The 26793-nt window shown below is 60.4% G+C and carries 24 protein-coding genes; 15 read left to right on the top strand and 9 right to left on the bottom strand.

Annotation, left to right across the window (positions count from 1 at the left end):
• The first annotated feature begins 1 nt into the window (after position 1).
• The 4 genes from HG250_RS08350 (at position 2) to HG250_RS08335 (ending at position 4982) form a co-directional block, all read left to right on the top strand.
• Positions 2-1222, top strand: coding sequence for an NADP-dependent isocitrate dehydrogenase (locus tag HG250_RS08350; protein ID WP_170004586.1), 1221 nt, complete (start codon positions 2-4; stop codon positions 1220-1222).
• Between the two features lie 44 nt (positions 1223-1266).
• Positions 1267-2904, top strand: coding sequence for a bifunctional GNAT family N-acetyltransferase/carbon-nitrogen hydrolase family protein (locus tag HG250_RS08345; RefSeq protein ID WP_170004585.1), 1638 nt, complete (start codon positions 1267-1269; stop codon positions 2902-2904).
• A 69-nt stretch (positions 2905-2973) separates the two neighbouring features.
• Positions 2974-4734: a cation:proton antiporter domain-containing protein gene (locus tag HG250_RS08340; RefSeq protein ID WP_170004584.1), complete on the top strand. Its 1761-nt coding sequence runs from the start codon at positions 2974-2976 to the stop codon at positions 4732-4734.
• Between the two features lie 62 nt (positions 4735-4796).
• The gene (locus tag HG250_RS08335; RefSeq protein WP_170004468.1) at positions 4797-4982 is read left to right on the top strand and encodes a hypothetical protein; all 186 of its coding nucleotides are present in this window, start codon (positions 4797-4799) and stop codon (positions 4980-4982) included.
• A 17-nt stretch (positions 4983-4999) separates the two neighbouring features.
• Here HG250_RS08335 and alaS read toward each other — a convergent pair whose 3' ends face one another.
• From alaS to dapA, 7 genes are all read right to left on the bottom strand, one after another.
• On the bottom strand, positions 5000-7651 hold the full coding sequence (gene alaS, locus HG250_RS08330; RefSeq protein ID WP_170004583.1) for an alanine--tRNA ligase: 2652 nt from the start codon (positions 7649-7651) through the stop codon (positions 5000-5002).
• Positions 7652-7732: 81 nt separating this feature from the next.
• Positions 7733-8551 (bottom strand): class I SAM-dependent methyltransferase, encoded by an 819-nt coding sequence (locus tag HG250_RS08325; protein ID WP_170004582.1) that lies wholly within the window; start codon positions 8549-8551, stop codon positions 7733-7735.
• Positions 8552-8748: 197 nt separating this feature from the next.
• Complete coding sequence (gene recA, locus HG250_RS08320) at positions 8749-9819, bottom strand: recombinase RecA (protein ID WP_170004581.1); 1071 nt, start codon at positions 9817-9819, stop codon at positions 8749-8751.
• Positions 9820-9924: 105 nt separating this feature from the next.
• Positions 9925-12351 (bottom strand): hybrid sensor histidine kinase/response regulator, encoded by a 2427-nt coding sequence (locus tag HG250_RS08315; protein ID WP_240957011.1) that lies wholly within the window; start codon positions 12349-12351, stop codon positions 9925-9927.
• Between the two features lie 53 nt (positions 12352-12404).
• Complete coding sequence (locus HG250_RS08310; RefSeq protein WP_240957010.1) at positions 12405-12992, bottom strand: DUF2062 domain-containing protein; 588 nt, start codon at positions 12990-12992, stop codon at positions 12405-12407.
• 141 nt (positions 12993-13133) lie between these two features.
• Positions 13134-13616, bottom strand: coding sequence for an SsrA-binding protein SmpB (gene smpB / locus HG250_RS08305; protein WP_170004579.1), 483 nt, complete (start codon positions 13614-13616; stop codon positions 13134-13136).
• Between the two features lie 98 nt (positions 13617-13714).
• Complete coding sequence (gene dapA / locus HG250_RS08300) at positions 13715-14596, bottom strand: 4-hydroxy-tetrahydrodipicolinate synthase (protein WP_170004795.1); 882 nt, start codon at positions 14594-14596, stop codon at positions 13715-13717.
• Positions 14597-14705: 109 nt separating this feature from the next.
• Here dapA and HG250_RS08295 point away from each other — a divergent pair, with 109 nt between their 5' ends.
• Both HG250_RS08295 and HG250_RS08290 read left to right on the top strand, forming a co-directional pair.
• Positions 14706-16685 carry a lytic transglycosylase domain-containing protein gene (locus tag HG250_RS08295; protein WP_170004578.1) on the top strand — a complete coding sequence of 660 codons (1980 nt, stop codon included), beginning with the start codon at positions 14706-14708 and terminating at the stop codon, positions 16683-16685.
• 130 nt (positions 16686-16815) lie between these two features.
• A complete protein-coding gene (locus tag HG250_RS08290; RefSeq protein WP_338103888.1) occupies positions 16816-17316 on the top strand; it encodes an invasion associated locus B family protein in 501 nt (166 codons plus the stop codon).
• Between the two features lie 70 nt (positions 17317-17386).
• Here HG250_RS08290 and HG250_RS08285 read toward each other — a convergent pair whose 3' ends face one another.
• Positions 17387-18052 (bottom strand): outer membrane protein, encoded by a 666-nt coding sequence (locus HG250_RS08285; RefSeq protein ID WP_170004577.1) that lies wholly within the window; start codon positions 18050-18052, stop codon positions 17387-17389.
• Between the two features lie 240 nt (positions 18053-18292).
• Here HG250_RS08285 and rlmN point away from each other — a divergent pair, with 240 nt between their 5' ends.
• From rlmN to HG250_RS08255, 6 genes are all read left to right on the top strand, one after another.
• Positions 18293-19537 carry a dual-specificity RNA methyltransferase RlmN gene (rlmN, locus tag HG250_RS08280; protein ID WP_170004576.1) on the top strand — a complete coding sequence of 415 codons (1245 nt, stop codon included), beginning with the start codon at positions 18293-18295 and terminating at the stop codon, positions 19535-19537.
• 29 nt (positions 19538-19566) lie between these two features.
• The gene (locus tag HG250_RS08275; RefSeq protein ID WP_170004575.1) at positions 19567-20334 is read left to right on the top strand and encodes an SDR family oxidoreductase; all 768 of its coding nucleotides are present in this window, start codon (positions 19567-19569) and stop codon (positions 20332-20334) included.
• A gap of 26 nt (positions 20335-20360) precedes the next feature.
• A complete protein-coding gene (locus HG250_RS08270; protein ID WP_338103887.1) occupies positions 20361-21038 on the top strand; it encodes a cytochrome b/b6 domain-containing protein in 678 nt (225 codons plus the stop codon).
• On the top strand, positions 21035-21775 hold the full coding sequence (locus tag HG250_RS08265; RefSeq protein WP_170004573.1) for a molybdopterin-dependent oxidoreductase: 741 nt from the start codon (positions 21035-21037) through the stop codon (positions 21773-21775). The genes HG250_RS08270 and HG250_RS08265 overlap by 4 nt, the downstream gene beginning before the upstream one ends.
• A gap of 91 nt (positions 21776-21866) precedes the next feature.
• A complete protein-coding gene (locus tag HG250_RS08260) occupies positions 21867-23084 on the top strand; it encodes an argininosuccinate synthase (RefSeq protein WP_170004572.1) in 1218 nt (405 codons plus the stop codon).
• Positions 23085-23227: 143 nt separating this feature from the next.
• Positions 23228-23782: a septal ring lytic transglycosylase RlpA family protein gene (locus HG250_RS08255; RefSeq protein ID WP_170004571.1), complete on the top strand. Its 555-nt coding sequence runs from the start codon at positions 23228-23230 to the stop codon at positions 23780-23782.
• Between the two features lie 9 nt (positions 23783-23791).
• Here the strand turns inward: HG250_RS08255 and HG250_RS08250 are convergent, their stop codons facing one another.
• Positions 23792-24595 carry a hypothetical protein gene (locus HG250_RS08250; RefSeq protein ID WP_170004570.1) on the bottom strand — a complete coding sequence of 268 codons (804 nt, stop codon included), beginning with the start codon at positions 24593-24595 and terminating at the stop codon, positions 23792-23794.
• Positions 24596-24777: 182 nt separating this feature from the next.
• Between HG250_RS08250 and HG250_RS08245 the strand changes: the two genes are divergently transcribed.
• Genes HG250_RS08245 through HG250_RS08235 form a run of 3 tightly spaced genes read left to right on the top strand, consistent with a single transcriptional unit; the run spans position 24778 to position 26716 of the window.
• A complete protein-coding gene (locus tag HG250_RS08245; RefSeq protein ID WP_170004569.1) occupies positions 24778-25176 on the top strand; it encodes a hypothetical protein in 399 nt (132 codons plus the stop codon).
• Complete coding sequence (locus HG250_RS08240) at positions 25176-25649, top strand: ImmA/IrrE family metallo-endopeptidase (RefSeq protein WP_170004568.1); 474 nt, start codon at positions 25176-25178, stop codon at positions 25647-25649. Before HG250_RS08245 ends, HG250_RS08240 begins: the two co-directional genes overlap by 1 nt.
• Entirely contained in the window at positions 25649-26716 is a 1068-nt protein-coding gene (locus tag HG250_RS08235) for a beta family protein (RefSeq protein WP_170004567.1), read from the top strand. The genes HG250_RS08240 and HG250_RS08235 overlap by 1 nt, the downstream gene beginning before the upstream one ends.
• The last annotated feature ends 77 nt before the right edge of the window (positions 26717-26793 follow it).

Here is a 26793-nt window from a genome sequence, read left to right as displayed (position 1 = left end):
AATGGCCAAGATCAAGGTGCAGAACCCGATCGTCGAAATAGACGGCGATGAAATGACCAGGATTATCTGGGAATGGATCCGTGAACGGCTGATTCTCCCCTATCTCGATGTCGATCTGAAATATTACGATCTTTCCATCGAAAGTCGCGATGCGACCGACGACAGGATCACGGTCGATGCCGCAAATGCGATCAAGGAACATGGTGTCGGCGTCAAATGCGCGACGATCACGCCCGACGAAGCACGGGTCGAGGAGTTCGATCTCAAGAAGATGTGGGTCTCGCCCAACGGAACCATCCGGAATATCCTGGGCGGTGTCGTCTTCCGTGAACCTATCGTGATCGAAAATGTGCCGCGCCTGGTGCCGGGCTGGACCGATCCCATCGTCGTCGGCCGTCATGCCTTCGGCGATCAGTACCGCGCGACGGACACGCGCATACCCGGTGCCGGCAAGCTGCGCCTCGTTTTCGAAGGAGAAGACGGCAAGAAGATCGATCTCGACGTCTACGAATTTCAGGAACCCGGCGTCGCGATGGCGATGTACAATCTGGACGATTCGATCCGGGATTTCGCCCGTGCGTCGTTCAATTACGGCCTCGACCGCGGTTGGCCTGTCTATCTTTCGACCAAGAACACCATCCTCAAGACCTATGACGGCCGCTTCAAGGATCTTTTCGAAGAAATTTTCGAGAAGGAATTCAAGGACAAGTTCGCCGAACAGGATATTTCCTACGAACATCGCCTGATCGATGACATGGTCGCTTCGGCCCTGAAGTGGAACGGCAAATTCGTCTGGGCCTGCAAGAATTATGACGGTGACGTCCAGTCCGACATCGTGGCACAGGGTTTCGGCAGCCTCGGTCTGATGACTTCGGTGCTGATGACGCCCGATGGCAAGACGGTGGAAGCGGAAGCGGCGCATGGCACCGTCACGCGCCATTATCGCCAGCATCAGCAGGGCAAGGCGACCAGCACCAACCCCATCGCCTCGATCTTCGCATGGACGCGCGGGTTGATCTATCGCGGCCGCTTCGACAACACGCCGGAAGTGGTTAAGTTCGCGGAGACGCTGGAGCGCGTCTGCATCCGGACGGTCGAGAGCGGCAAGATGACGAAGGATCTCGCACTGCTCATCGGCCCCGGCCAGAACTGGCTGACCACCGAACAGTTCTTCGAAGCTATCGTGGAAGGCCTCGAAGCCGAAATGTCGCAGGCCGGCTGACGCTTTCCTGTCGGATGCCAGCCTGTCAGTGAGCAAAGAGTGAGATGACCGAACAACGCCGGAAGGCCCGCCTGGAAATCCGCCAGGCCAAACCGAAAGACGTACGCGCGATCGCCGATCTGGTGCGCCGCGCGTACAAGGATCTTCCGGCCTATACCCACGGCGAGATCCGCGGGCAGATCAACAATTATCCCGAAGGGTGCTTCGTCGCCAAGCTGGACGGCGTGCTGGTCGGCTATTGCGCATCAATGCGACTGGACGAACGGATCGCGCTGTCGGATCAGAACTGGGACACGATCACCGGCAATGGTTTCGGCAGCCGTCATAATCCGACCGGAAACTGGCTGTACGGCTATGAAATGTGCGTCGATCCCGCGACCCGGGGCACCCGCATCGGCCGCCGTCTTTACGAGGAGCGGCGCAGCCTTGCCGAACAGCTGGATTTGACAGGGATCGTTTTCGGCGGACGGATGCCGAACCTGTCGCGGCACTGGCGCAAGGTGGAGGGTCCGCAGGATTATCTCGACCAGGTACTCGACGGGAAACTGCACGATCCGGTCTTGCGGTTCCAGCTTGCCAATGGTTTCGAACCGATGGGCATTCTCAAGAACTATCTGCCGGAAGACAAGAAATCCAAGGCTTTCGCGGTCAAGATGGCCTGGCGCAATCCTTACATCGACAGCGATGCGCCTAAAAAGCACCGCCTGCCTCGCGGTGTTGAAAGTGTGCGGATCGCCACGTGCCAGTTACAGGCGCGAGCAGTTGCAGACTTCGACGAATTCATGCGTCACGTAGAATATTTCGTCGATGTCGCGGCAGATTACGAGGCAGACTTCATAGTCTTTCCCGAACTCTTCACGCTGATGCTGCTTTCCTTCGAAGAGAAGGAACTAAGCCCCATGGAGGCTATCGAGGCCTTGAGCAAATACACGCCTCGTATCCGCAAGGCGCTGTCCGACATGGCGCTGAAGTTCAACATCAACATCATCGGCGGATCGCACCCGACCCGCATGGATGATGGGGATATTCACAACGTCGCCTACGTCTGTCTCCGTGACGGTTCGGTTCACAGCCAGGAGAAGATCCACCCCACCCCAAACGAGGCTTATTGGTGGAACATCAAGGGCGGCGATTCCATCGACGCCATCCCGACCGATTGCGGCCCGATCGGGGTTCTGATCTGCTACGACAGCGAATTTCCCGAACTCGCCCGCCGTCTCGTGGATGAAGGCGCCCGCATCATCTTCGTGCCCTTCTGCACCGACAGCAGGCAGGGATACATGCGGGTACGCTATTGTGCGCAGGCGCGGGCTATCGAAAACCAGTGTTACGTGGTGATGAGCGGAAACGTGGGCAATTTGCCGAACGTCGGCAATATGGACATCCAATATGCACAAAGCTGCATCCTGACGCCGTGCGACTTTCCCTTCGCCCGCGACGGCATCGCTGCCGAGGCCACCGAGAATGTCGAGACGTTGACCATCAGCGACGTCAATCTTGCCGATCTCTCCTGGGCCCGCGCCGAGGGGACGGTGCAGAATCTGGCTGACCGCCGTTTCGACCTGTACCGTATTGAATGGGACAAGAGCGTCGGCTCGCTGCCGCAGCATACCCGCATCGGCGAGGATCACGATTCGTCCATCACCCGACCGACGGGGCCGCCGACGCCGGGCGGCGGGTAAGCGGAAATCGGTCGAAAGCTCCACAACCCGCCTAGTCGCGGCGCAGCGCTTACGCTAACACCCGGCTAGATGGCAGCCGAGTTTTCCTCTCCCGCACTGTCGGACGCGCTCGTGATCCTGGGAGCGGCGGGGCTCGTGATCCCCGTCTTCACCCGCTTCCGCATCACGCCCGTGATCGGCTTCATCCTGATCGGTATCGCCGTCGGACCGTTCGGCCTCGGCAGCCTGGTCTATCAGCAGCCGTGGCTGACGCATATCACGATCACGGATCCCGAAGCGCTGGAACCTTTCGCAGAACTCGGCATCATCCTCCTCCTGTTCACCATCGGCCTCGAACTATCGTTCAACCGGCTGTGGAAAATGCGAAGACTTGTATTCGGCCTTGGCGCGCTCGAACTGCTGATAATCGGCCTGCTGATCTCGATCTTCCTGTCGATGATGGGCCAGTACTGGACCGGTGCGTTGGGCCTTGGACTGGCGCTGGCGCTGTCGTCCACCGCTATCGTATTGCCGATCTCGGGCACGCAATCGCCTGTCGGCCGCGCCGCATTGTCGATGCTGTTGTTCGAAGATATCGCCATCGTGCCGATCATCTTCATGCTCGGCGCGATGGCTCCCTATGCGGCGAGCGAGGGGTGGGAGGGTCTGCTCGATACGTTGTGGCTCGGCGGCGCGGTCGTGGTCGGCCTGCTGGTTCTCGGGCGGCTCGCCCTGCCCCGCCTGTTCGCACAGGCCGCTCGCACGAAAAGCCCCGAACTGTTTCTGGCAGCGACCCTGCTGGTCGTGATCGGCGCCAGCCTGGCGACAGCACTCGCCGGCCTTTCACCGATAGTCGGGGCACTGCTTGCAGGCCTGCTCATCGCCGAAACCGAATATCATGGCGAGGTGGAAACGATCATGGAGCCGTTCAAGGGCCTGGCCCTCGGCGTGTTCCTGATCACCGTCGGGATGAGTGTCGACCTGATGACGATCTGGGACAATCTCGGCATGATCGCCCTTGCCCTGGTGCTGGTCCTGACCTTCAAGGCTACCGTCACTGGCATATTGCTGCGCCTGATGGGGGCGCGGCGGAGCACGGCTGCGGAAACTGGCATCCTGATGTCGAGTCCTTCCGAAACCACACTCATCGTGCTTGCCGCAGCGAGTTCGGCCTTGCTCATCCAGCCCGGCACGGCGCAATTCTGGCAGATCGTGACGGCCATCGGTCTGACCGTCACTCCCATTCTGGCAAGGCTCGGACGCAGCATTGCGCGCCGGGTGGAGCCGCAGGTCGAACTTCCGCCGGAGGACCGCGGTGTTCCCCGCGTCATCATCATCGGCGCGGGCAGGGTCGGCCGCCTGGTCGCGCAGATGCTGGCGACGCACGACAAGAGCTACATCATGCTCGATTCCGATCCGGAGATCGTCGATCAGGCCAAAAGGCGTGAATATCGCGCCATGTTCGGGGATGCGGCACGGAACGATACGCTGGACCGCCTCGGAGTCGAAAACGCACCGGCAGTCATACTGACCATGGACGAACCCGTGCTGGCGCAGCGCCTGACGACCAAGCTGCGAAAAACCTATCCCGACCTGCCCATCATCGCCCGCGCGCGCGATACCGCCCATGCAGCGGAACTCTATCGCAGCGGCGCAAGCCACGCGGTTCCGGAGACGCTGGAAAGTTCGTTGCAATTGTCCGAAGCGGTGCTGGTCGATCTGGGTGTCCCGATGGGGCCGGTAATCGCTTCCATCCACGAGAAACGCGATCAGTTCCGGTCGCAGATACAGGAACAGGGCGCATTATCGGCCAAACCGCAATTACGGACCCGCACATTGGGCAGCACCTGAATTTGCGCCTGGTCAGGCAACCTTATGCTTCTCCAGCCATTGAGAGGGAAAGGAGAACCTGAATGTCCGACAAGACCGATCCGACCAAGCCGAAAAGCAATGACGAGAAATTCAAGCCGCAGAATGTCGCGGACGAGAGCGCCGGCAGCGTGACCAGCAAGGGCCGGGCCGATTGCAACATGAATAATGACACGTCACGTGGCAGCGAATCTGAGAACGAGTCACGATCAGGCAACCGGCAAAGCTGAGTCCGGGTGCCGTGCGCTCAGCCTCGCAGGCTCTTGCGCACGGCTTCGATCGCGTCATCGGCACGGTCGCCTGCCGGTCCGCCGCCTTGCGCCATGTCCGGCCTTCCACCACCACCCTTGCCGCCCAGTGCCGAAACGCCGGCCTGCACCAGTTTTACCGCATCGTACCGTGCAGTCAGGTCTTCCGTCACGGCGACTGCTAATGCCGCACGCCCGTCATTCACCGCGGCAACTGCTGCGATGCCTGATCCGATCCGCTTCTTCGTCTCATCCAGAAGACCGCGCAGTTCCCTGGGATCGAGGCCGTGGAGCACTTGCCCGCTGAAGGTTACGCCTCCGATGTCCTCATCCTGCGTAGCCGCCTTGTCCGCACCGCCGCCGCTCAGGGCCAATTGGCGGCGCGCCTCGGCAAGTTCCCGCTCCAGGCTCTTGCGCTCCTCCAGCAACGCCGCGACGCGGTCCTTGACGTCGTCCGGAGCGGTCCTGAGCGTCGAGGCGATGGTCTTCAAGTCTTCTTCACGGCCGACGAGCCATTGGCGCGCGGCTTCTCCGGTAAGCGCCTCGATCCTGCGAACGCCGGAAGATACGGCGCTTTCGGCCACTATCCGAAACATGCCGATGTCTCCGGTCGCATCGACATGGGTGCCGCCGCAGAGTTCGACCGAATAATTGCGACCTTCCATCGACCGCCCCATTGACAATACGCGCACTTCGTCGCCGTATTTTTCACCGAACAGGGCCAGCGCGCCTGCCTCAACCGCCTCATCGGGGCTCATCAACCTGGTCGCCACGATCTCGTTCGCGCGAATTTCCCTGTTCACTTCCGCTTCGATGGCAGCGATATCGTCCGAGGTCAGAGGTTTCGGGTGAGAAAAGTCGAAGCGGAGACGCTCCTGCGCCACGAGCGACCCTTTCTGCGTAACATGATTCCCCAGACGATGGCGCAGCGCCGCATGCAGCAGATGGGTCGCAGAATGGTTCGCCCTGATCGCATCGCGGCGCTCGGCATCGACCTTCAGATGAATCGTGTCTCCGACAGCGATGTCGCCTTTCAGGATTTTGCCGGTGTGGGCATGCAATCGGCCCAGCGGCTTGGACGTCTCGGTGACTTCAACGGTCAGCCCTTCCGGCGTGGTTATCCTGCCGGTATCTCCCGTTTGCCCGCCGCTTTCAGCATAGAAGGGCGTCTGATTGGTTATGATCGTCAGATTTTCGCCCGCGTGAGCGGTTTCGATCTCGGCACCGTTCCGCACCAGCGCGACAACGCGGCCTTCGCCATCCACGGAGGAATAGCCAGTGAATTCCGTCGACCCTTCACGTTCGGCAATGTCGAACCAGAACTCGCCGGAGGCCGCCTCGCCAGAACCCTTCCAGGCCGCCCGCGCGGCAGCTTTTTGCCGTGCCATCGCCGCATCGAAGCCCGCCCGGTCCACTGCGATGTTCCGGTCGCGCAAGGCGTCCTCGGTCAGATCGTATGGAAAGCCGTAGGTGTCATAAAGCTTGAACGCCGTTTCCCCGTCGAGAGCATCGCCGGCGGTCATCGCAGCCGTTACGTCGTCGAGCAGCCGCAGCCCCTTGTCCAGCGTCTGACGAAAGCGCGTTTCCTCACGCTCAAGCACTTCTTCCACAAGTGCCTGGGCGCGCTGCAGTTCGGGATAGGCCTGGCCCATCTCACCCACCAGTGCCGGAACGAGGCGATGCATCAACGGCCGTTCGGTGCCGAGCAGATGCGCATGGCGCATGGCGCGGCGCATGATCCGCCGGAGCACGTAGCCCCGCCCCTCATTGCTCGGCAGAACGCCATCGGCCATGAGGAAACTGACCGACCTCAGATGATCCGCGATGACCCTGTGGCTGGCGCGCGCCTTTCCTTCCGCAGCCACGCCCGTCAGGTCAACGGATTGCTCGATAAGTGTGCGGAAGGTGTCGATGTCGTAATTGTCGTGCACGCCCTGGAGCACGGCGGCGATACGCTCCAGACCCATGCCGGTGTCGATGGACGGGCGTGGGAGGTTCTGACGGGTGCCATCTGCCGCCTGTTCGAACTGCATGAACACAAGGTTCCAGATTTCGATGAAGCGGTCGCCGTCCTCATCCGGCGAACCGGGAGGGCCGCCGGCGATATGACTGCCGTGGTCATAGAATATCTCGCTGCACGGGCCGCAGGGGCCAGTCTCGCCCATCGACCAGAAATTATCACTCGTGGCGATACGGATGATCCGGTCTTCGGGCAGACCCGCGATCTTGCGCCAGAGGTCATGGGCTTCATCATCTGAATGATAGACGGTGACCAGCAGGCGGTCAGGATCGAGGCCCCATTCGCGGGTCAGCAGCGTCCAGGCATTGAGGATCGCTTCTTCCTTGAAGTAATCGCCGAAACTGAAATTGCCGAGCATCTCGAAAAACGTGTGGTGACGCGCGGTGTACCCTACGTTGTCGAGATCGTTGTGCTTGCCCCCGGCGCGCACGCATTTCTGGCTGCTGGTCGCGCGCTCGGCCGGAGGCGTCTCGAATCCGGTGAACGCATTCTTGAATGGCACCATGCCCGCATTGACGAACATCAGCGATGGATCATTATAGGGAACAAGCGGCGCGCTGGGCACCTTATGGTGGCCGATGCCGGCAAAATAATCCAGAAAGGAACGGCGAATGTCATTGGTCGAGAACATGGAAAGGCAGGTAAGCCTTCGTGGCGATGGCGACAAGCGGGTTTAGCAGCCGTTTCGTGGCCGTTCGCTGCGCGAGGGAAATCAGTTCGGCCGGGCGGTGACAATCCAGGCAGCTGCCCTGAACGCGACGATGCCTTGCTCGCAACGACTTTGCAGCAATGTTTCCATGCCATTTTCGAACCGCTGACGAGCCGAACCGTCGAGCCTTGCGGCGGCAGCGGCTGCGGGGCCTATGGCGAGAAGATAGGATTTCGCATCGACTACCGCGTCCGGCCCGGACCCGGCTACATAGGCGTAGTCGATCGGCTCATATGTGATGCCGCTCCACCCTGCAGCGGACAGCAATTCATGAATTCGCTCCTGCCGGCCAAATGCGAAGGGACCGGGGGCTTCGTCGTCCGGTGCATCCACAATGGGCGACAGTTCGGCGAATTCGGTCGCCCATTCATTGAATTTGCGCTCGCGAAAGCAGGAAAAGATCAGCCGGGCATGAGGCAAAGCGCTGGAGCGAAGATTGCAGAACGCATCAACAGGATCATCGAAGAACATCGTGCCATGCCGGGAGATCAGGAGATCGGCCTTCTGCCCTCCTGGCTGCCAGTTCCGCGCATCGCCTGTAACGAATTGCAGGTTCTGGAGATTGCCACCCCTTGCCTTCGCGACCGCAATCAAATCGGCGCTGAGATCTATGCCAGTGATCGTGGCCTGCTGCCGTGCGCGCGCCAATGCCAGTGCGATTTCTCCGGCTCCGCAGCCGATATCGAGCACGTTGTGCACCGGAATCGCAAGAGCGTGTCTCAGGAGCTCTTCCGTCAACCCCGTGAAGCTGCGGTCGGTTCGGCGCCATTCGGCGGCCCATTTCACGCCGACATTCGTGCGCCACTCATCTCTTCCGGTCATTATCGGCCCCCGCTAATTCATGCTGATCATGCGACCGATGAGTTCTTTTGCCCCTTGCAGGGTTCGGTAGAATTAAGGAAGATCAATTCAAACCCTTGTCCGCCTGTTTCGTTGCAGACTTCCAGCGAATAGCCGCCTCCAATCCGGTCAGATTGAAGGCAGCTGAAGATTGTTCAACAGGCGTTGTGAACCGGGCGTTACTCTGCCTCGTCTTCGGAGGTGGGACCGGTCATCATTTCTTCGGCGACCTTGTCCTCCCTACCGCGAATTGCCGCTTCCAGCTTTGCCTGCATTTCCGGATTCTCCTTCAGGAACGTCTTGGCGTTCTCGCGCCCCTGCCCAATCCTGACACTGTCATAGCTGAACCAGGACCCTGACTTCTCGACGATGCCGGCCTTCACGCCGAGGTCGAGGATCTCGCCGATCTTCGATATACCCTCGCCATACATGATATCGAATTCGACCTGCTTGAACGGAGGTGCGACCTTGTTCTTGACGACCTTGACCCGCGTCGAGTTGCCGATGATGTCGTCACGGTCCTTGATCTGCCCGGTCCGGCGGATGTCAAGGCGCACCGAAGCATAGAACTTGAGCGCGTTGCCGCCGGTCGTGGTTTCGGGATTGCCATACATCACGCCGATCTTCATCCGCAGCTGGTTGATGAAGATCACCATGCATTTGGACCGGTTGATCGATCCGGTAAGCTTGCGGAGAGATTGCGACATCAGGCGTGCCTGCAGGCCGACGTGGCTGTCACCCATCTCGCCCTCAATTTCGGCGCGGGGGACGAGAGCAGCGACGGAGTCGACCACCAGCACGTCAATTGCGTTCGATCGCACCAGCGTATCGGTGATTTCCAGCGCCTGTTCGCCCGTATCGGGCTGCGAGACGATCAACTCGTCAATATCGACGCCCAGCTTCCTGGCATAGACCGGGTCCAGCGCATGTTCCGCATCGACGAATGCAGCCGTGCCGCCGTTCTTCTGCGCTTCAGCGATGACATGCAGTGCAAGCGTCGTCTTGCCAGAGCTTTCGGGACCGTAAATCTCGATCACTCGCCCCTTGGGCAGCCCGCCGATACCAAGGGCGATGTCCAGACCGAGCGACCCTGTCGAGATGGCCTCGACATTCATGGCTTCCCGGCTGCCAAGTTTCATTGCCGAGCCCTTGCCGAATGCGCGATCGATCTGGGCCAATGCGGCATCGAGTGCTTTCTGACGGTCCAAATTGTTTTCCTTGCCTTCAACCAGTTTCAGATTCGCTGCCATGACACGGCCTCCATCCATTTTCTAGGCCAGCACCAAGCTTATGCCCGGCATGTCACATAGGGCATCGCCGATGCAAGAACAAGAGGGGAACATAATCCGGTTCCGCTAGGCGGCGTCGCGTGTCCCGCCGCCGGACAGGATCGCTCCCACGCGTTCGCCGATCTGCTGAACGCTGAACGGCTTGGGAAGGAAATGCATGTTTTCGACGTCGATGTCCCGGCGTAGCTGTTCTTCGGCATAGCCGGACATGAACAACACCGGCAGATCGGGATAGACCCGACGTATGGCGCGCACCATCGCCGGCCCGTCCATGCCCGGCATCACCACGTCGGAGACTACCACGTCGTATTCTCCGCCATTGGCAATGGCGGCCAGACCTTCCTCGCCATCGGAGCAGGGCGTGACCTTGTAACCTGCGCGTGAAAGCGCCCTTTCGGCAACGGCGCGGACCATGTCCTCATCCTCGACCAGCAGAACGCGCCCTCCGCCCGACCACGGGGTGGCCTCGCGCTTGACCTCTGCCGGTTCGGCGGTTTTCTGCTCCGGCAGTTCCCCATGATATACGGGAAGATAGACGGTAAACCGGGCACCTTCGGGCTTCTGGCCCGCAGTGCCGATGTTGTCGGCGAAAATGAACCCGCCGGACTGTTTGACTATGCCGTAAACGGTCGACAGCCCGAGTCCGGTTCCCTTGCCAAGTTCCTTCGTGGTGAAGAAAGGTTCGAAAATCTTGCCCAGCTTGTCGGCGGGAATGCCGCCGCCGGTGTCCTGCACCAGAAGCACGGTGTAATCGGCCACCGGGAGGATGTCTGATCCCATCTTGCGGATGTCGCTGGCCGAAACCCGCCGTGTGGCGAGCGTCAGCCGGCCAGTGCCTTCGGGCGACGCCAGCATCGCGTCACGCGCGTTGACAGCCAGATTGACGATAACCTGCTCCAGTTGCTGCGGGTCTGCGCGCACCGGCCCCAGATCGCGGTCGTGCCGGACCCTCAGCGTCACCTTTTCCCCCAGCAACCGCTTCAGGAGCTGGCTAACCTCGCTCACCACATCGGGTAGTTGCAGGATTTCAGGGCGCAGCGTCTGCTGGCGGGAGAAAGCGAGCAATTGCCGGGTCAGGCTGGCCGCACGGTTCGAATTGGCCCTGATCTGCTGGATATCGTCATAATCGCTGTCACCCGGCGTATGGCGCAGCAGCATCAGGTCGCAATAGCCGATGATCGCGGTCAGAACATTGTTGAAATCATGTGCGACGCCGCCTGCCAGCTGGCCCACCGCCTGCATCTTGGTCGCCTGCGCCACCTGCCGCTTCAGCTTCGTCTCCTCGCTGCTGTCGGCAAGGCTGAGCAGAACCGACGCCTCGCCCAGGCCCCTCACCCCCGCCAGACCGAGCGACACGGGTTCATCGGGCTGATCGAGAAGGCGCACGGCCATGTCACCATTGTTGGCAGGGCCCTTCCCGAAGCGGCGAACGGCGTCGGCCAAAGCACCCTTATCCTCGCGCATGACGAGATCGGACGGATATTGCGGCAATGCCCTGCCCTCATATCCGACCGCACGAGTGAATGCCGAATTGGCAAAAAGAAGGCGCCCGTCCCTGTCGGTCATGGCAAGGCCCAGGGGCAAGGCACCCAGCAGCGCTTCCAGCTGGGGTATCGCTGGCGCTTTCATAGATCCGGTATCGAAGCCGGCGCCTGACGATCCCCCGATCCCTACTCCACTGTCGACCAGCAGCATAAGCGATGGCGCTTCATCCGCCGCCGGCATCGCGCCTTCGGAAAGCGGCACATGAATCAGCGTCTGCGGAGTACCGCGTCGCCCTTCGCGGGCGTAGAAGATGCGGTCCTTCTCGTCTGATCGCAGCAGGCTCACGTAATCCTGCCCCGCCAGAGTGGCACTGGCATCGCCTGCGGCCCGTTCCGCAAACCCTGCGCCCGCCGCCTGGATAATCCCGTCCGCACCCACCAACGCGCTCTCGATCCCCGCCTGGCTGAACAGCCGACCCAACTGCCCGGTAAGTTCAGCGGACAACGACAGCGCAGGATCGGGCGTAACCTGCCGGTTCACACGCCAGATCAGATAGTCCTCGCCCCTTCCCGCACGATCGGCAGCGGCAGTCCAGATCGTCTGACTATCGCTTGCCTCCAGCGGATCGGCAGTGCCCGCGCCGTCACGCCATGCATCGCGCGCCGCACGGGTAAGTTTCTCCAGCGAGCTGCGGTCCACCGGCAGATTAGGTGGCGCATGAGATGTACCGAACCACTGCGTGTAGAGCGCATTGGCACAGACCATCCTGTTAGCGCGGTCGGTTATTGCGATCGCCACGTCCGGTGCCTCAATCGCCGCGACGGTAACGGACCAGTCGGGGGCGGCAGTGCCGTCCTTCTCCGTTTGCCCGCCGTATCTGGCGAAGGCCGCCCCGCAGGCGGCGAACGCGGCAAGGCCGCAGGCATAGGCGATGGCTGCCCCCGCATGACCGCTCGTGATCCAGACCAGGGCGACGCTTGCCACGAAAGCGGCAATCAAGATCAGCATTAGATGATGCTGCCTTGCAGCATCATGGCGCGGCTTTAAATCCATCTTTTCTTTCACTCGCCGGTTTGCGCCGGTGCAGGCGTTTCTTTCCGATGCAGGCGCAAGCGTTTGTCCCGCCGCCGAATGACGATGATGCGCCAGACGAAGCTTGCGACCAGATAACCGATGGCAGCAGACACGATCGACATGACGACAAAGCCTACGGCCGTGACACCGGCCGTTTCCAGAAACCATCCGAATTTCTGCCACCTGCCGCTGGCGAACTGGTCCTGTGCGACCCGAACCGTGTCGGGATCGACTTTCAACATGAATTCGCCAAGTCGGTTCGCGACCACGAGCCAGAAGGCGAGAGTAAATGGGTTGGTGATGAAGGTCACCAGCGCCGACACAGGAACATTGGCCCTGGCCGGCAGGGCGAGGAAGGCGGCGAGAAAAATTTGTCCGACCGGCACGATAAAGGCCGCGAACAGGCCCAGTGCGACACCGCGCGGCACGCTGCGCCGGGTAAAACGCCAGAGTTCCGGGCTGAGAAAGCGATGGGCAATGGGCGCAAGATAACGATTGTCGGCCATCTGCTCGCGCGTCGGCATATGCCGCACGATCCAGTCTGCCAGAAAGGTTTTCGTAGGCTTGCGGTTCATTGTTTCGCGCTTCCCTTGCGCGTCCGTTTTCAAGAGCGCAACCCTGCGGTGCGGTGCATGATCGCCGCCAGCGTTCAGGCGTTGCTTACAAGCGCCCGCCCTAACGAAAATGGCATGGCCAGCCCGTGAACGACAGCTGCTCTAATTATGCTCGCGCATCACGCGCGCCTTGTCCCGCTGCCAGTCCCTGTCCTTGATATAAGCACGCTTGTCCTGCGCCTGGCGGCCTTTCGCCAGCGCCAGTTCGACCTTGGCGCGGCCCGACTTGTTGAAATAGATGCTCATCGGCACCAGCGTCATGCCCTTCCGTTCGACCGCGCCGGTCAGACGGGCGATCTCGCGCTCGTGCAGAAGCAGCTTGCGCGGTCGTTTCGGTTCATGGTTGAGGCGGTTCCCGTGGCTGTATTCAGGGATGTTGGCGTTGATCAGCCAGACCTGTCCGTCGCGGACTTCGGCGTAGCTTTCGGCGATGGTCGCCTGTCCGGCGCGTAAGGCCTTCACCTCGGTCCCCTGCAGTGCAAGCCCTGCTTCGACCTTGTCATCGATCGCGTAATCGAAACGTGCGCGGCGGTTCTCCGCCACGGTCTTCTGCTTGTCGAAAGTTTCGGGTTTGGGACGTGCCATGGTGTGTGATGTAGGACCGGTTGGCGGAAAGGGAAAGGTGACTGGCAGGTCTTGCTGCGGCTCGGCCCGCAGCAGGTGCCGTGCAGAAACGCTTGGTCCTACCCGATTCCGGCATGTTCCAGTGCTGCGTCCACCGCTGCGCGAGCCTCGTCGCTGGCGGCGCACAAGGGCAGCCGCACTTCATCGGTGAGCCAGTCGTGCACGCGGGAAAGCGCGTATTTTACAGGTGCGGGGCTGGCATCTTCGAACATGGCATAATGCAAAGGATATAGCCGGTCGTTCAACTCACGCGCCCGCACCAGATCGTTATCGGCGCAGGCTCTCTGGAATTCGGCACACAGCTTCGGTGCGACATTGGCGGTAACGGAAATGCACCCCGCCCCGCCCGCGGCATTGAACGGCAGCGCCAGCTCGTCATTTCCGGACAATTGGCAGAAGGAATGGCCGATACCCATGCGGTGATCCGCGACGCGGGAAAGATCCTCGCTCGCATCCTTGATGGCCACGATGCGGTCGGGAAATCTCTGCGCGAGTTCGCAGACGGTTTCCGGCGCTATATCCGTAACCGTGCGGGCAGGCACGTTATACAGAACGATAGGCAAGTCGCAATTGCTGGCGAGATGGCTGAAATGGGCGATCAGCCCACGTTGGCTGGGGCGATTGTAGTAAGGCGCCACGCAAAGTGCCGCCGCCGCTCCCGCCTTCTGCGAAAAGCGCATGTGGAGCAAGGCATTCTGCGTATCGTTGCTGCCACAACCGGCGATCACGGGAACGCGCCCCGCAGCCTGTTCGACGCAGATTTCCACCACCCGGTGATGCTCTGCATTCGAGATGGTCGATGCCTCGCCGGTGGTTCCGCAAGGCACCAGAGCGGTGGATCCGTTCTCGATCTGCCAATCGACGAGACGGCGGAATGCGCTTTCGTCCACCTTGCCGTCGCGAAAGGGTGTAATCAGGGCGGGGATCGATCCGGAAAACATCTGGGCCTCATGCATTTGATCCGATACGGTAAACGAGTGGCCTTGCGACAACGCGCGTAACGGGTTCTATTCATTGCCTGATAATGAGCGATGCGGCATTGTGTCCAGCATGGACCGTATTTCACTTACATTCGCAAGCATTCTGGCCAGTACCGCTCTGGCCTCCACCGCAACCTCCGCCATGGCCCAGCAGGTCACCTTGCCCGATCCGGCAGGCGACCAGATCCGCGCGCAGATGATCGCACAAGCGCCGACGCGCGCAGATGCCGCCGTCGATCGCTGGCGTTATCTTTCCAAGACGGACAGCCTCGCATTCGAGGATTATGCCGGGTTCATCCTGGCGAACCCCGGCTTCCCGATGGAGACGAAGCTTCGCACCTTTGCCGAAGACGCACTCGATCGCGGTGCGGTCGGCCCGGAAAAACTTGTCGCCTATTTCGATGCGAAACCGCCGCTGACCAACAGCGGCCTTGCCCGTTACGCGCTTGCGCTGGCGACGCTGAACCGGCCAGAGGCAGCCGATTACGCCCGCAAGGCGTGGCGCGGCGGCGAAATGAGCGGCCCTGCGGAAGCCTATATCACCGGCCTGTTCGGTTCGCGCTTTTCGGCTGAGGACCATAATGCGCGAATGGATGCGCTGCTTTGGCAGGGCAGGAACGAAGCGGCCGCTCGCCAGATCGTCAATGTCTCACCCGCCTACCGCGACGTGGCGATGGCGCGCCTGGCTCTTCTGCAGGGGCAGGATCCTGCGCAAGCGGGCCTGCCGATCCCGGCAAGCGCCTCGAGCGATCCCGGATATGTCTACAATATCGCGCGGCAATATCGCAACAGCGGGCAGAGCAGTGCCGCAGTGTCGCTCCTTGCCAATCGTCCCGGGTTTTCCCGCCCGGCGGTCAGCGCCGAGGCTTTCGTCACCGAAATGCTGGCGAATGCCCGTAATGCCTCCGCGCGCGATGCCGTTCGGATCGCCGCGTCTGCGGACGATATCTTCGCTCCCGGCGCCGACGTTTCGACGATGAGCTACCGCCTCCGTGACGATTACACGTCGCTGATGTGGCTCGGGGGGACCAATGCGCTTTACCAGCTTGGCGACGGGAATGCGGCAGCACCTCTGTTCTATCGCTATGGCGCGGCTGCACAGACTCCGCAGACACGGTCTAAGGGGTTCTACTGGGCGGGCAATGCATCGGCGCGCGCCGGAAACGCCGCCGAAGCGAACCGGTATTTTGAAATGGCTGCCGAGTACCCGGAATATTATTACGGGCTGCTGGCGCTGGAACGTCTCGGCCGGTCGATTCCGTCCTATGCCGGACAGACGCTGGCAGTTCCGACGCAGGAGGAACGAGCGGAATTCATCAGCAGTCCGCTGGTGCAGGCTGTCCGCTCCCTGTCGCGGGGCGGGTCCGACTGGCAGACCGCGCGCTACTTCTATACGGCCCTCGCCGATTCCGCCGAGACGCCGGGTGAGCTTGCGCTGGCCGGTGAGCTCGCCAATGGGCTGAATCTTCCGGAACTGGGGGTCGTGATCGGCCGCGTCGCGCCGGAAAAGAATTTTTCGGGTTTTACCGGGATCGGTTTCCCGACACTCTCGACGCCGCGGGGCGCCAACTGGACTTTCGTGCATGCCATTGCGCGGCAGGAAAGCGAATTCGACGAAACACGGGTGAGCCATGCCGGCGCGCGCGGGCTGATGCAGCTGATGCCGGGTACTGCCCGCGAGCAGGCGGGCAAGCTTGGCATGAACTACATGTCCAGCGACCTGATCGGTAACCCTACCTACAATCTGCAACTGGGTACGGCCTATTTCGACCGGATGCTGAATTACTACGGCGGCAGCTATCCGCTGGCGGTCGCGGCATATAATGCCGGGCCGGGCAACGTGAACAAATGGCTGCGGCAGAACGGCGACCCCCGGGAAGGCAATATCGACTGGTTGCGCTGGATCGAGGAGATCCCGTTCTTCGAAACGAAGAATTATGTCCAGCGCGTGCTGGAAAACGCGGTGGTCTACGAAGCGATGAACCCGGGGCAGGCGGAATATGGGCGCCCCCGCGGCGTCAGCCAGTTTCTCGGCAAGGCACCCGGCTGATCCGACCTTTGAAAAAGCAGCAGGCCGCATCGGTTCCGGAGATCGGCGCGGCCTTTTTGTTGGGGCAGGCCGGCCGTAATTCGCCAGCCTTCACCATGGCCGATCGAGGTTTGACTGGAATGATTTGCCGGTGAAGCACGCTCTCGCGATGTTCTCAGCAGCGCTGTGCGTGGCTGCCCTGCCCCAGACGGCCGGCGCACGCGACAGTCTCGGCATATTTCAGAACTGGGGCGCTTTTCGCGATCCCTCGGTGCCGCGCTGCTATGCCATCGCGGTGGCAGAACCCACCACGCTTGAACGGCAGTATCGCCCATTCGCCTCTATTGGCACCTGGCCCCGGCGGAACATACGCGGCCAGTTGCATGTCAGGCTGTCCCGCAAGATTGAACCGGGCGCACCCGTTACCCTCCGTATCGGGGGAGAGCGTTTTCGGCTCGCCAGTGGCGGCGGGGATGCCTGGGCGCGTGACGCCAGGATGGACGCGGCGATCATCGCCGCGATGCGTGTCGCAGGGCGGATGATCGTCGGGAGCCGGGATGTGCGCGGGCGGCGGTTCTCGAACACGTATGATCTTTCCGGCGCGGCGACCGCGATGGATGCAGCGACAGTGGCCTGCGCGCAATACCGATAGCCGGAACGGAAAAGGGCCGGAAGCTTGCGCTTCCGACCCGTTCCCCTCGGTGGTCGTAAATCAGTTGAAATCAGAAACGATAGCCGAAGCCCACCATTACCTGATGACGGTCGGTATCGATGTCGAACCGGTCGCTGTCGGGCACATCGTTGCTGAAATCGATCTCGGCATCGCTGTAATTGGAATAGCGATATTCGATTTTAGTAAAGCTGTTGCCGCTCAGAGCATATTCGAGACCTGCACCGACCCGGTAGCCGTCGGCATCGAGGTCCTGTTCGAACCGACGCGTGCCGTTGGTGTCCCGCAGGTTGTACTTGGCATTGGTGTAACCGCCCTTGGCATAGACCAGCAGGTCGGGCTGCGCCAGCACGCCGATGCGAGCACCGACATAGAGATCACGGCCGGTCTCGACATTGCCGAACCCGAAGCCTTCGAAATCGCCGTCCTCGAAATCAGTGTCTGCAGTGGAGCCGGTATATTCGGCTTCGACACCGACGAGAGCGCCGCCAAAGGCAACGTCGTAACCGATGGCCGCACCATAGGCGACGCCTTCGATCGACTGGTCATTATCCACATTGATATCGTCATCGATGCTGGAGCCTGCGGTCGAGCTGTCGAACCCGGCCAAGACCTCTACGCGCGGTCCGGTAAAAGCGGCGTTCGTGTCCTGTGCCATGGAAGGCGAAGCGATTGCGGCGGCCGAGGTGGCGGCGAGAATTGCGACTGTGTACTTCATCAGATGGTTTCTCCGTTCATTCGACCCGGCGGTCTGATAGGTTCGCCGCGTCGTGGACCATTGAAACGGCCCCAACGGAAGGTTTGTTTCATTAACATAGCACAACGATAAGGATGATGCATAAGTGCAACACATTCTTGCGCGACTATGAACGGTTCAGGCGATATGCTTCCCGAATCAAAGTCGGAAGTTTTCTCCGCCAGCTTTGCGCTTTCGTGCCCGGCACTCTATATCCATGTCATGTCGCATACAGCTTTGATGCCAATCCCCGGCCAGATCGATCCCGTACCTGTTGCTCGTGGCGTCACGCCGCGGTCCGATGGACGTATCGACCTGACGGGCCTTCCGCGCGAACGGATCAGAGATCTTTTCGAAGCTGCGGGTATGGAGCCGAAGCAGGCGCGGCTACGCTCCAAACAGATCTATCACTGGATGTATCATCGCGGCGTGCGTCAGTTCGATGCGATGACGGATATGGCGAAATCTCTGCGGCCCTGGCTTGCGGAACGTTTCGTGGTCGGCCGGCCCGATGTCATGGAAGCGCAGCTTTCCGAAGATGGTACCCGCAAATGGCTGCTGTCGACGCCGGACGGCCATGATTTCGAGATGGTCTTCATCCCCGACGACGATCGCGGCACCTTGTGCGTGTCGAGCCAGGTCGGTTGCACCCTGAACTGCACCTTCTGCCATACGGGAACCATGCGCCTGGTCCGGAACCTTACTCCGGGTGAAATCGTCGGGCAGGTCATGCTCGCCCGCGATGCGCTGGGCGAATGGCCGGACGGTGCGTCCATGACGAACAAGCCCAAGTCCGAAGGCGAGGAGGAGGAAGGCTACGACTCCGCTGGCCGCCGTCTTACCAATATCGTGATGATGGGAATGGGTGAGCCGCTCTACAATTTCGACAATGTGCGCGATGCGTTGCAACTCGTGATGGACGGTGACGGTCTGGCGCTGTCGAAGCGCCGCATCACGCTGTCGACCAGCGGTGTGGTGCCGATGATGGCGCGCTGCGGTGAAGAGATCGGCGTCAATCTGGCAGTGTCCCTGCATGCCGTGACCAAGAATGTTCGCGACGAGATCGTGCCGATCAACCGCAAATATGGCATAGAGGAACTGCTCGCCGCCTGTGCGGCCTATCCCGGCGCTTCAAACGCGCGCCGGATCACGTTTGAATATGTGATGCTGAAGGACAGGAACGACAGCGACGAAGACGCGCGGGAACTGGTGAGACTTATCCGCGACTACGATCTTCCGGCCAAGGTCAATCTTATTCCCTTCAACCCCTGGCCCGGCGCACCCTACGAATGTTCCACTCCGGACAGGATCAGGCGCTTTTCCGCCATCGTGTTCGGTGCCGGGATCAGTGCACCGATCCGCACGCCGCGCGGGCGGGACATCGATGCCGCCTGCGGTCAACTGAAAACTGCCGCCGAAAAGAAGACGCGTGCGCAGCGCGACCGGGAGGCAGCGGAAATTGGCTGAATGTCCATGCCAGTAGCAGGGTCTTGCAGTTGACCCGCAAATCCGTTTTCGTCACCGGCGGCGCGCGCCGGATCGGCGCCACGATCGCGCGGACATTCGGCGATGCCGGATGGCATGTCGTCATCCATTACAGTACCTCGCGCGAAGAGGCGCAGGCTTTGTGCGACAGCCTTTCATCGGCAGAGATCGTCCGCTGCGACCTTTTGAATACTGCCGCAGCACGGGGTGTGGTGGCCGATCTGCTGGAGCGGATAGATGATTGGCAGGTGCTGGTGAATTGCGCGTCGGTTTTCCAGCCGGACGAGGCTGATGCACCGGATGAGGAGGTTTTCAACCGGGCGATGGCCGTCAACGCGCGGTCGCCTGCCGCGATGGCACAGGCCTTCCTGTCGGACAGAGAGAACAGGAGCGGGCGCGTGGTGATCAACATCACCGATCAGAAACTCGAGAATACCAACCCGGATTTCTTTTCCTACACGGCCAGCAAGCATGCTCTGGCTGCCGCAACCGGCATGCAGGCACTGGACCGTTCCCTTCATGCTGACGATCGCATTTATGATCTTGCGCCCGGTGCGATCCTGCCCAGTTATGATCAGGATCCTAAGGAGACCGACGTTTCGCACCGCCTGAACCTGTTGCAGCGCAAGACGAAAGCAGCAGAAGTCGCGCAGGCCGCATTGTGGCTGGCGGAAGGAAATTTGCAGAGCGGCGAAAGCCTTTTCATCGACAGTGGACAGCATCTTCTGTCGCAACCGCGCGACGTCATCTATCTGGCGCGTGAGAAAGCGCGTCCATGACCCCTCAGCCGGAAAGAGAAGCTGCGGTGACTGCCCCCTTCCCGCCGCGACACCGAGCGTCGACGCGCATCTGGCACTGGGTGAACTTCGCCTGCATCGTCATCCTCTTCATGTCGGGACTGAACATCTCCAACGCGCATCCGTGGCTTTACTGGGGCGACGCCGGGTTCCTGCCCGAAGATGCCTGGTTCGCCGTCATGCGCTTCCCAGGCTGGGCCACCATACCGGACTATTACAGCCTTGCCGCGGCGAGGGACTGGCACCTGACCGCAGCCTTGCCCTATGCGGTGGGACTGCTGTTCATCTGGATCAGCATGCTTGCCAATCGTCATTTCTGCCGTGATATAGCGACCCGCGGCAGGGAGTGGGACCGGAATGCGATCAAGCAGGATGTCCGGAACCACCTCCGGTTCGAATTCGATCCTGCCGACGGCAAGTACAATTTCTTCCAGAAGCTGTCTTACGGGCTGGTCTATGGCGTCATGCTGCCGCTGATGATCTTTACCGGCATGGCGATCAGTCCTGGATGGGAACCTGCGCTTGGCTGGATGATCGAGTTGATGGGCGGCCGGCAGTCCGCCAGATCGCTTCATTTCATCACAGCGTGGGCAATCTTCGTTTTTTTCGTCCTGCATGTCGCGCTGGTCTTCGTATCGGGGCCGATCGGACAGATGCGATCCATGATCCTCGGGAACCGCAAATGAGCCTGCATCGCCGGGATATTCTGCTCGCCATGGGCGTGACCCTGGTGGGAGCGTGCTCTAAAGTCGCCGACAGCGGCGGATCGACCGTGTTCGACACAGCCGAAGATTTGCACCGCAAGGCGCAGCGCCTGTTCCAAAGCAGAACGGCACTGGTGAAGGAATACTCTCCAGAAGACATCTCGCCCTTTTTTCGGGGTAACGGAACGACGCGGCCCGCTGAGGCCTCCTATGCTCTATCTGCCGCGAATGGCTTTGCCGATTGGCGGCTGACCGTGGGCGGGTTGGTTGACAATCCCCTTGCTTTCAGCATCGAAAATATCCGCCGCCTCCCTCAGCGCACGCAGATCACCCGGCACGACTGCGTCGAGGGATGGAGCGCCATCGGCCAGTGGACCGGTCCTCAACTTTCCCTCGTGCTCGACGCTGCAGGATTGCAGGACAGCGCCCGCTTCATTGTATTTCGCTGCGCCGATGAACTGAATGGCAACGCTTATTACGAGAGCATTGACCTTCTCGATGCCTACCACCCGCAAACCATTATCGCCCACCAACTGAACGGCGAACCCCTGCCCATAAGGAATGGTGCGCCTCTCCGGATGCGCATCGAACGGCAACTCGGCTATAAACACGCCAAATATCTGACCGGGATCGAAGCGGTCGCCAGCCTCGATGGCATCGGCGGCGGCGAAGGCGGCTACTGGGAGGATCGCGGCTATCAATGGTACGCCGGCATCTGAATTCCTTTTGAATAAACCCTTCTTGTTTGCGATACCCCTGCTCCGCTGATAGGCGCGTCTATATTCAGGTCACAATCGGTTGGAATTGCGCATGTCGGATATCAAGAAGGTCGTCCTCGCCTATTCGGGTGGCCTCGACACCAGCGTTATCCTGAAATGGCTACAGGTTACCTATGGTTGCGAGGTGGTGACATTCACCGCCGATCTCGGTCAGGGAGAGGAACTGGAACCTGCCCGCCGCAAGGCCAGCGGGATGGGCGTGCCGGACAAGAATATCTACATTGACGATCTACGCGAGGAATTCGTCAGCGACTTCGTGTTCCCGATGATGCGCGCGAATGCTCGGTATGAGGGCGACTATCTGCTCGGCACCTCAATCGCCCGGCCGCTGATTTCCAAACGGCTGATCGAGATAGCGCAGGAGACCGGCGCCGATGCTATCGCCCATGGAGCGACCGGCAAGGGCAACGATCAGGTCCGCTTCGAACTCAGTGCCTATGCACTGAACCCTGACATCCGCATCATCGCGCCGTGGCGGGAGTGGGATCTGACATCGCGCAGTGCGCTGATCGGCTGGGCGGAAAAGCACCAGATCGAGGTTCCGAAGGACAAGCGCGGCGAAAGTCCCTTCTCCACCGATGCCAATCTGCTGCACACGTCTTCCGAAGGGAAGGTTCTGGAAGATCCGTGGGAGGAGACGCCCGACTACGTCTATTCCCGCACTGCCAATCCCGAAGACGCGCCGGACGAGGCGGAATATATCACCATCGACTTCGAGCGGGGCGACGGTACTGGCCTGAACGGCGAGGGCATGAGCCCTGCCATCCTGCTCACCGCCCTGAATGATCTTGGCCGCAAGCACGGTATCGGGCGGCTGGATCTGGTCGAGGGGCGCTTCGTCGGCATGAAGAGCCGGGGCATGTATGAAACGCCGGGCGGTGAAATCTACGCCCGGGCGCATCGGGGGATCGAGCAGATCACGCTGGACCGGGGGGCGGCGCATCTGAAAGATGAACTGATGCCCCGCTATGCCGAGATGATCTACAACGGCTTCTGGTTTTCACCCGAGCGTGAGATGTTGCAGGCGGCCATCGATCACAGCCAGGCGAAGGTCAGCGGCACGGTCCGGCTCAAGCTGTACAAGGGCAGCGTCAGCGTCGTCGGGCGCAAATCGCCCAACAGCCTGTATTCGGAACGCCATGTCACTTTCGAGGACGACCAAGGCGCCTATGACCAGCGCGATGCGGAGGGGTTCATCAAGCTGAATGCCCTGCGCCTCAGGCTGCTGGCCCAGCGGGATCGCGCTTAAGCGATTCTCTCCCCCGGTTTCGCGCCAGAACGGCCATTGTGCACAAAGGTTCCCGCATTTTCGGGACGGGTGGAGTGATTCCAGGGGCGGAGCGGTTTGGCTGGACTGCCGCTGTTTAGATTGGGTCTGTAAAAGCACCCTCCATGAACAGCCCCAAGCTTTTCGCCCGTCCCCGGTTCCTCCGGTCGGGTCGCCACACCGCCGGCCGCCGCATCCCCACGATTGCCGCCGTGCTGCTCCTCCCCAATCTTTCCGGTGCCCCGGTTGCCGCGCAGCAGGCGGTTTCCGCCGAGTTTACCGCCGAATTCGTCCGGTTCCGCGCCCTGCCCGCAATGCCGCAGCCTGCCGGCAACGTGGTGGACATCACCCGGATCGACCCTCCGGTGGAGGAAGAGCCAGCCGCCCGCGTCATCGGATCGGGAAATGCCAGCTATTACGGCAAGCGGTTCGCGGGCAAGCGTACCGCCAGCGGCGAGCGGTTCGACCCCGGCCAGCTGACCGCCGCGCATCGCACCCTGCCCTTCGGATCGCTGGTGCAGGTGACCAACCCCGCCAATGGCCGCAGCGTCACGGTGCGGATCAACGATCGCGGGCCGTTCCACGGCAACCGCATCATCGACCTGTCGCGCTCCGCCGCCGAGGGTATCGGCATCGTCCAGCGCGGCCACGGCCATGTGGAGCTGGCCCTGCTGGACTGAGGCCGCAATTCAGGCGGCGGCGTCGGGCGAGTCCAGATCGTCCTCTCCCGTCACCAGCCACCATTCGTCCTGACCGGCCTCGAAGGCGACTATCTGCCAATATTCGACCTCTTCCGCATCGCCCAGCTGATGCGGCAGCGGCGCGCCGGGCGGGCGCGCATATTCCATCGCCGTGAGGGTGCGGCCCAGCGGCGTCTTGTCCTCCAGCTGGTCGGCCCAGTACTCGGCCCAATATTCGTCTTCGTCGAGCTCGTCCTCCGCGCCCGCCTCGGCCTCGTCCTCATCGCCGCTTTCCGCCTGGCCGCAGGCGCAGGATGGAACGGGTGGAACACGGTCCTGCGATTCAATTTCCGGGGGCGTTTGGGGCAATTCCTCCCCGCGCCGCAGGGCGTCGATCTGATCGTCGAGCAGCGGGAGAGTGGCAGCCACGTCCTCGCGGGTCTCCAGCCGGTCGAGCCGCGCCAGATGGGCGAGCAGCAGGCGCGAATCGAAGCGCCGCCGCCGCGCGACCTCCTCGCCGTGATAGAACACCGCCTCCTCCACCCCGTTAATGGCGCGGTCCGCCAGCACCTCCTCGGCATGAGCGCGCGCGCTGAGTAAAGCCGCATCCCAGCCCCTCGCAAACCCGGCGAGCCGCCGCCGCGCCCGATAGGCCGTCTGCGGCGAGACCGAAGCCGCGCGGCAGGCCAGCCGCACATTGCCATAGAGTTGCAGACTGGCGAGAAAATCCGCCTGCCGCTCGGGGGTGAGGATCGTGTGGTTTGCTTGCGTGGTAGTGTCGGTGAAGGTGTCGTGGGGGATGAGGGCAGTCATGGTTCAACTTACATTGATGAAGGAAGCCGAGCCAGTTATAGCAGGAACTACCTGTAGGACAGCAGACTAGCCAAAGCTTCCCTCATCCTCAGACACTCTTCGTCCAAGGTAAGGGGTTGTTTCCTCTCGATCTCGTTTTATCAAGGTTGCAATGTTCCATTTTTGTTCCTAGGATATGCTCTATGAGGCACGCTGTTTCGCTCGCCAAGCTCGCATTCTACCTCATCGTCGGAGCGTCGCTCGCATACCTTTTGTGGGCTGGCTCAAATCTGCGCATGGAACCAAATCCAAACATCAGCGGGGCGGATTTCGTGGCGATCATCCTAACCGCACTCGGGGTCATTTTGGCCGCGCTGGCGATTTTCCTAGGCGGGATGGCATTGGTCGGTTGGAAAACATTTGATGACCGGGTCAGAACGCACGCTGAGGAATTCTTGGAAAAGCGCTTTAGCCCTTCAGATCAAAGGTACGCTGATCTCGTCGAGACGCTTCGGGATGACGCGCGACGAGAAGCGCAACTCGCGAAAAATGCGAAGAAAGACATCGAAAATCAAAGCCCATTTGATGAGAATGAAGTCTGATGAGTGAGACGGTCAAAGAGATTATAAAGCGTCATCTTGAGAGTGTGCCAGTTAAGCTTGGTGCTCTGGCTTCCGATTTGGGCATCGAAGTTTTTCGTTCGCCACTCAAGCCAGGAATCTCGGGTTTAATAGAGCCTTCAAAAACTTCGGCATCTGGATTTCGAATCAAGCTTAATAGGCATGAAAGCGTAGAAAGGCAGAGGTTTACTTTAGCTCATGAAATTGCACACTTTCTGTTGCACAAGGAGCTGATCCGCGGCGGTGTAGTTGATAACACAATGTATCGTTCGAATTTGAGCTCTCGCCACGAGATTGAAGCAAACAAGTTAGCATCTCTTATTATTATGCCTGATGCAGCTGTCGAAAGGCTAAGCGCTCAGTATGCAACATTGCCAACTGAGGAAAAAGTAGCCAGAATGGCTAAGCAGCTAAGAGTTTCGGAGCCTGCCATGCGAATAAAGTTAGGGGTCTGATGCTCGAAGGTAAGGCTTATGTGCCGCTGTTGCATCTGCGGCTTGCAGAAGTAAGGGCTTTACGCGAGTTGCCAGAAAGCAGCAAAAATTTGATGATACCGATCGTTAAGCTTCGCCCTTGGCTTAACTCAAAAACCCTCGACAAAGCTTTAGATACTCTAGATGAAGCGATAGGTAATCGTCTCTACGGTCTTGATTTAGACGAATTTAAATATGAAGCGCATCCTGATCCTGCCAAACTTGCCAAGGTTGAATTCGCGTCACTCTTTGATCCTACGGATGGGTACCGCAATTACTACGATGTGGTTGAAAGCGGCCCAAACCGAATTCCTGTGTTCCGTGGTATAACTGACCGGGAACCTCAGATCGAAGATCAGCTGCAACAGGTAGAAGAACTAGAGCGAGGGCTATTTGTTCGTGCACTTGCGAACCAACCCGGTGCGATTATCAACATTGCTGATGCGGTAATCCAACGAGGGTTGGAGAATGTAGTTTTCGTAGTCGATTGTGGTTGGGGGCCAAATATCTTGACCCAAGCCGCGCTGTGCTCCGGCATCGTTCAAACGCTTGTTGATTTGTCGCCAACAATAGAGATCGTGGTGGCTGGCAGCAGCTTCCCCGATGCTTTCGGCGGTCTGGGCGACCGTTTTATCATTCCGGTGAACGAGCGAGGTCTGTTTCAAGAGGTTCGACGAGCGGTAAACGGTGGCGAACTCGTCTACGGTGATTGGGGGAGCACCCGCCCCCCGACTAAGCCTGTTCCTATGAGGAATGTACCGCGCATCGATATCGCAAAGACCGCGTCATGGCTGAGTTGGCGGAGCGAAGGCGGCGAGGACTACGAAGATATAGCGAATCGCGTGCTTGAAGATGCCGAATGGGATGGCACCTTAGGACTTTGGGGTGAATACATGATCGAGAAGACGGCCGAAGGGTCCGACGGGTCAATCAAAGCACCAGCAATGGCGGCGGCAGTCCGCGTCAACCTGCATCTTCATCAGCAGGCTCACTTCTCAAATCCGGACGGACTTCACGTAGGCGATGAGGTAGTGGGCGATGACCTTTAAAGTTTGCGTCAACTTCACAGCGTGCAGGGCCACTTGCTTGCGACCTTAGGCGATCACCCTTTGTCGACATACTGGCA

The sequence above is a fragment of the Pseudopontixanthobacter vadosimaris genome (genome assembly GCF_012979275.1).
Classification (GTDB): Bacteria; Pseudomonadota; Alphaproteobacteria; order Sphingomonadales; family Sphingomonadaceae; genus Pseudopontixanthobacter; species Pseudopontixanthobacter vadosimaris.
This window is presented reverse-complemented; position numbering and strand designations above follow the sequence as displayed.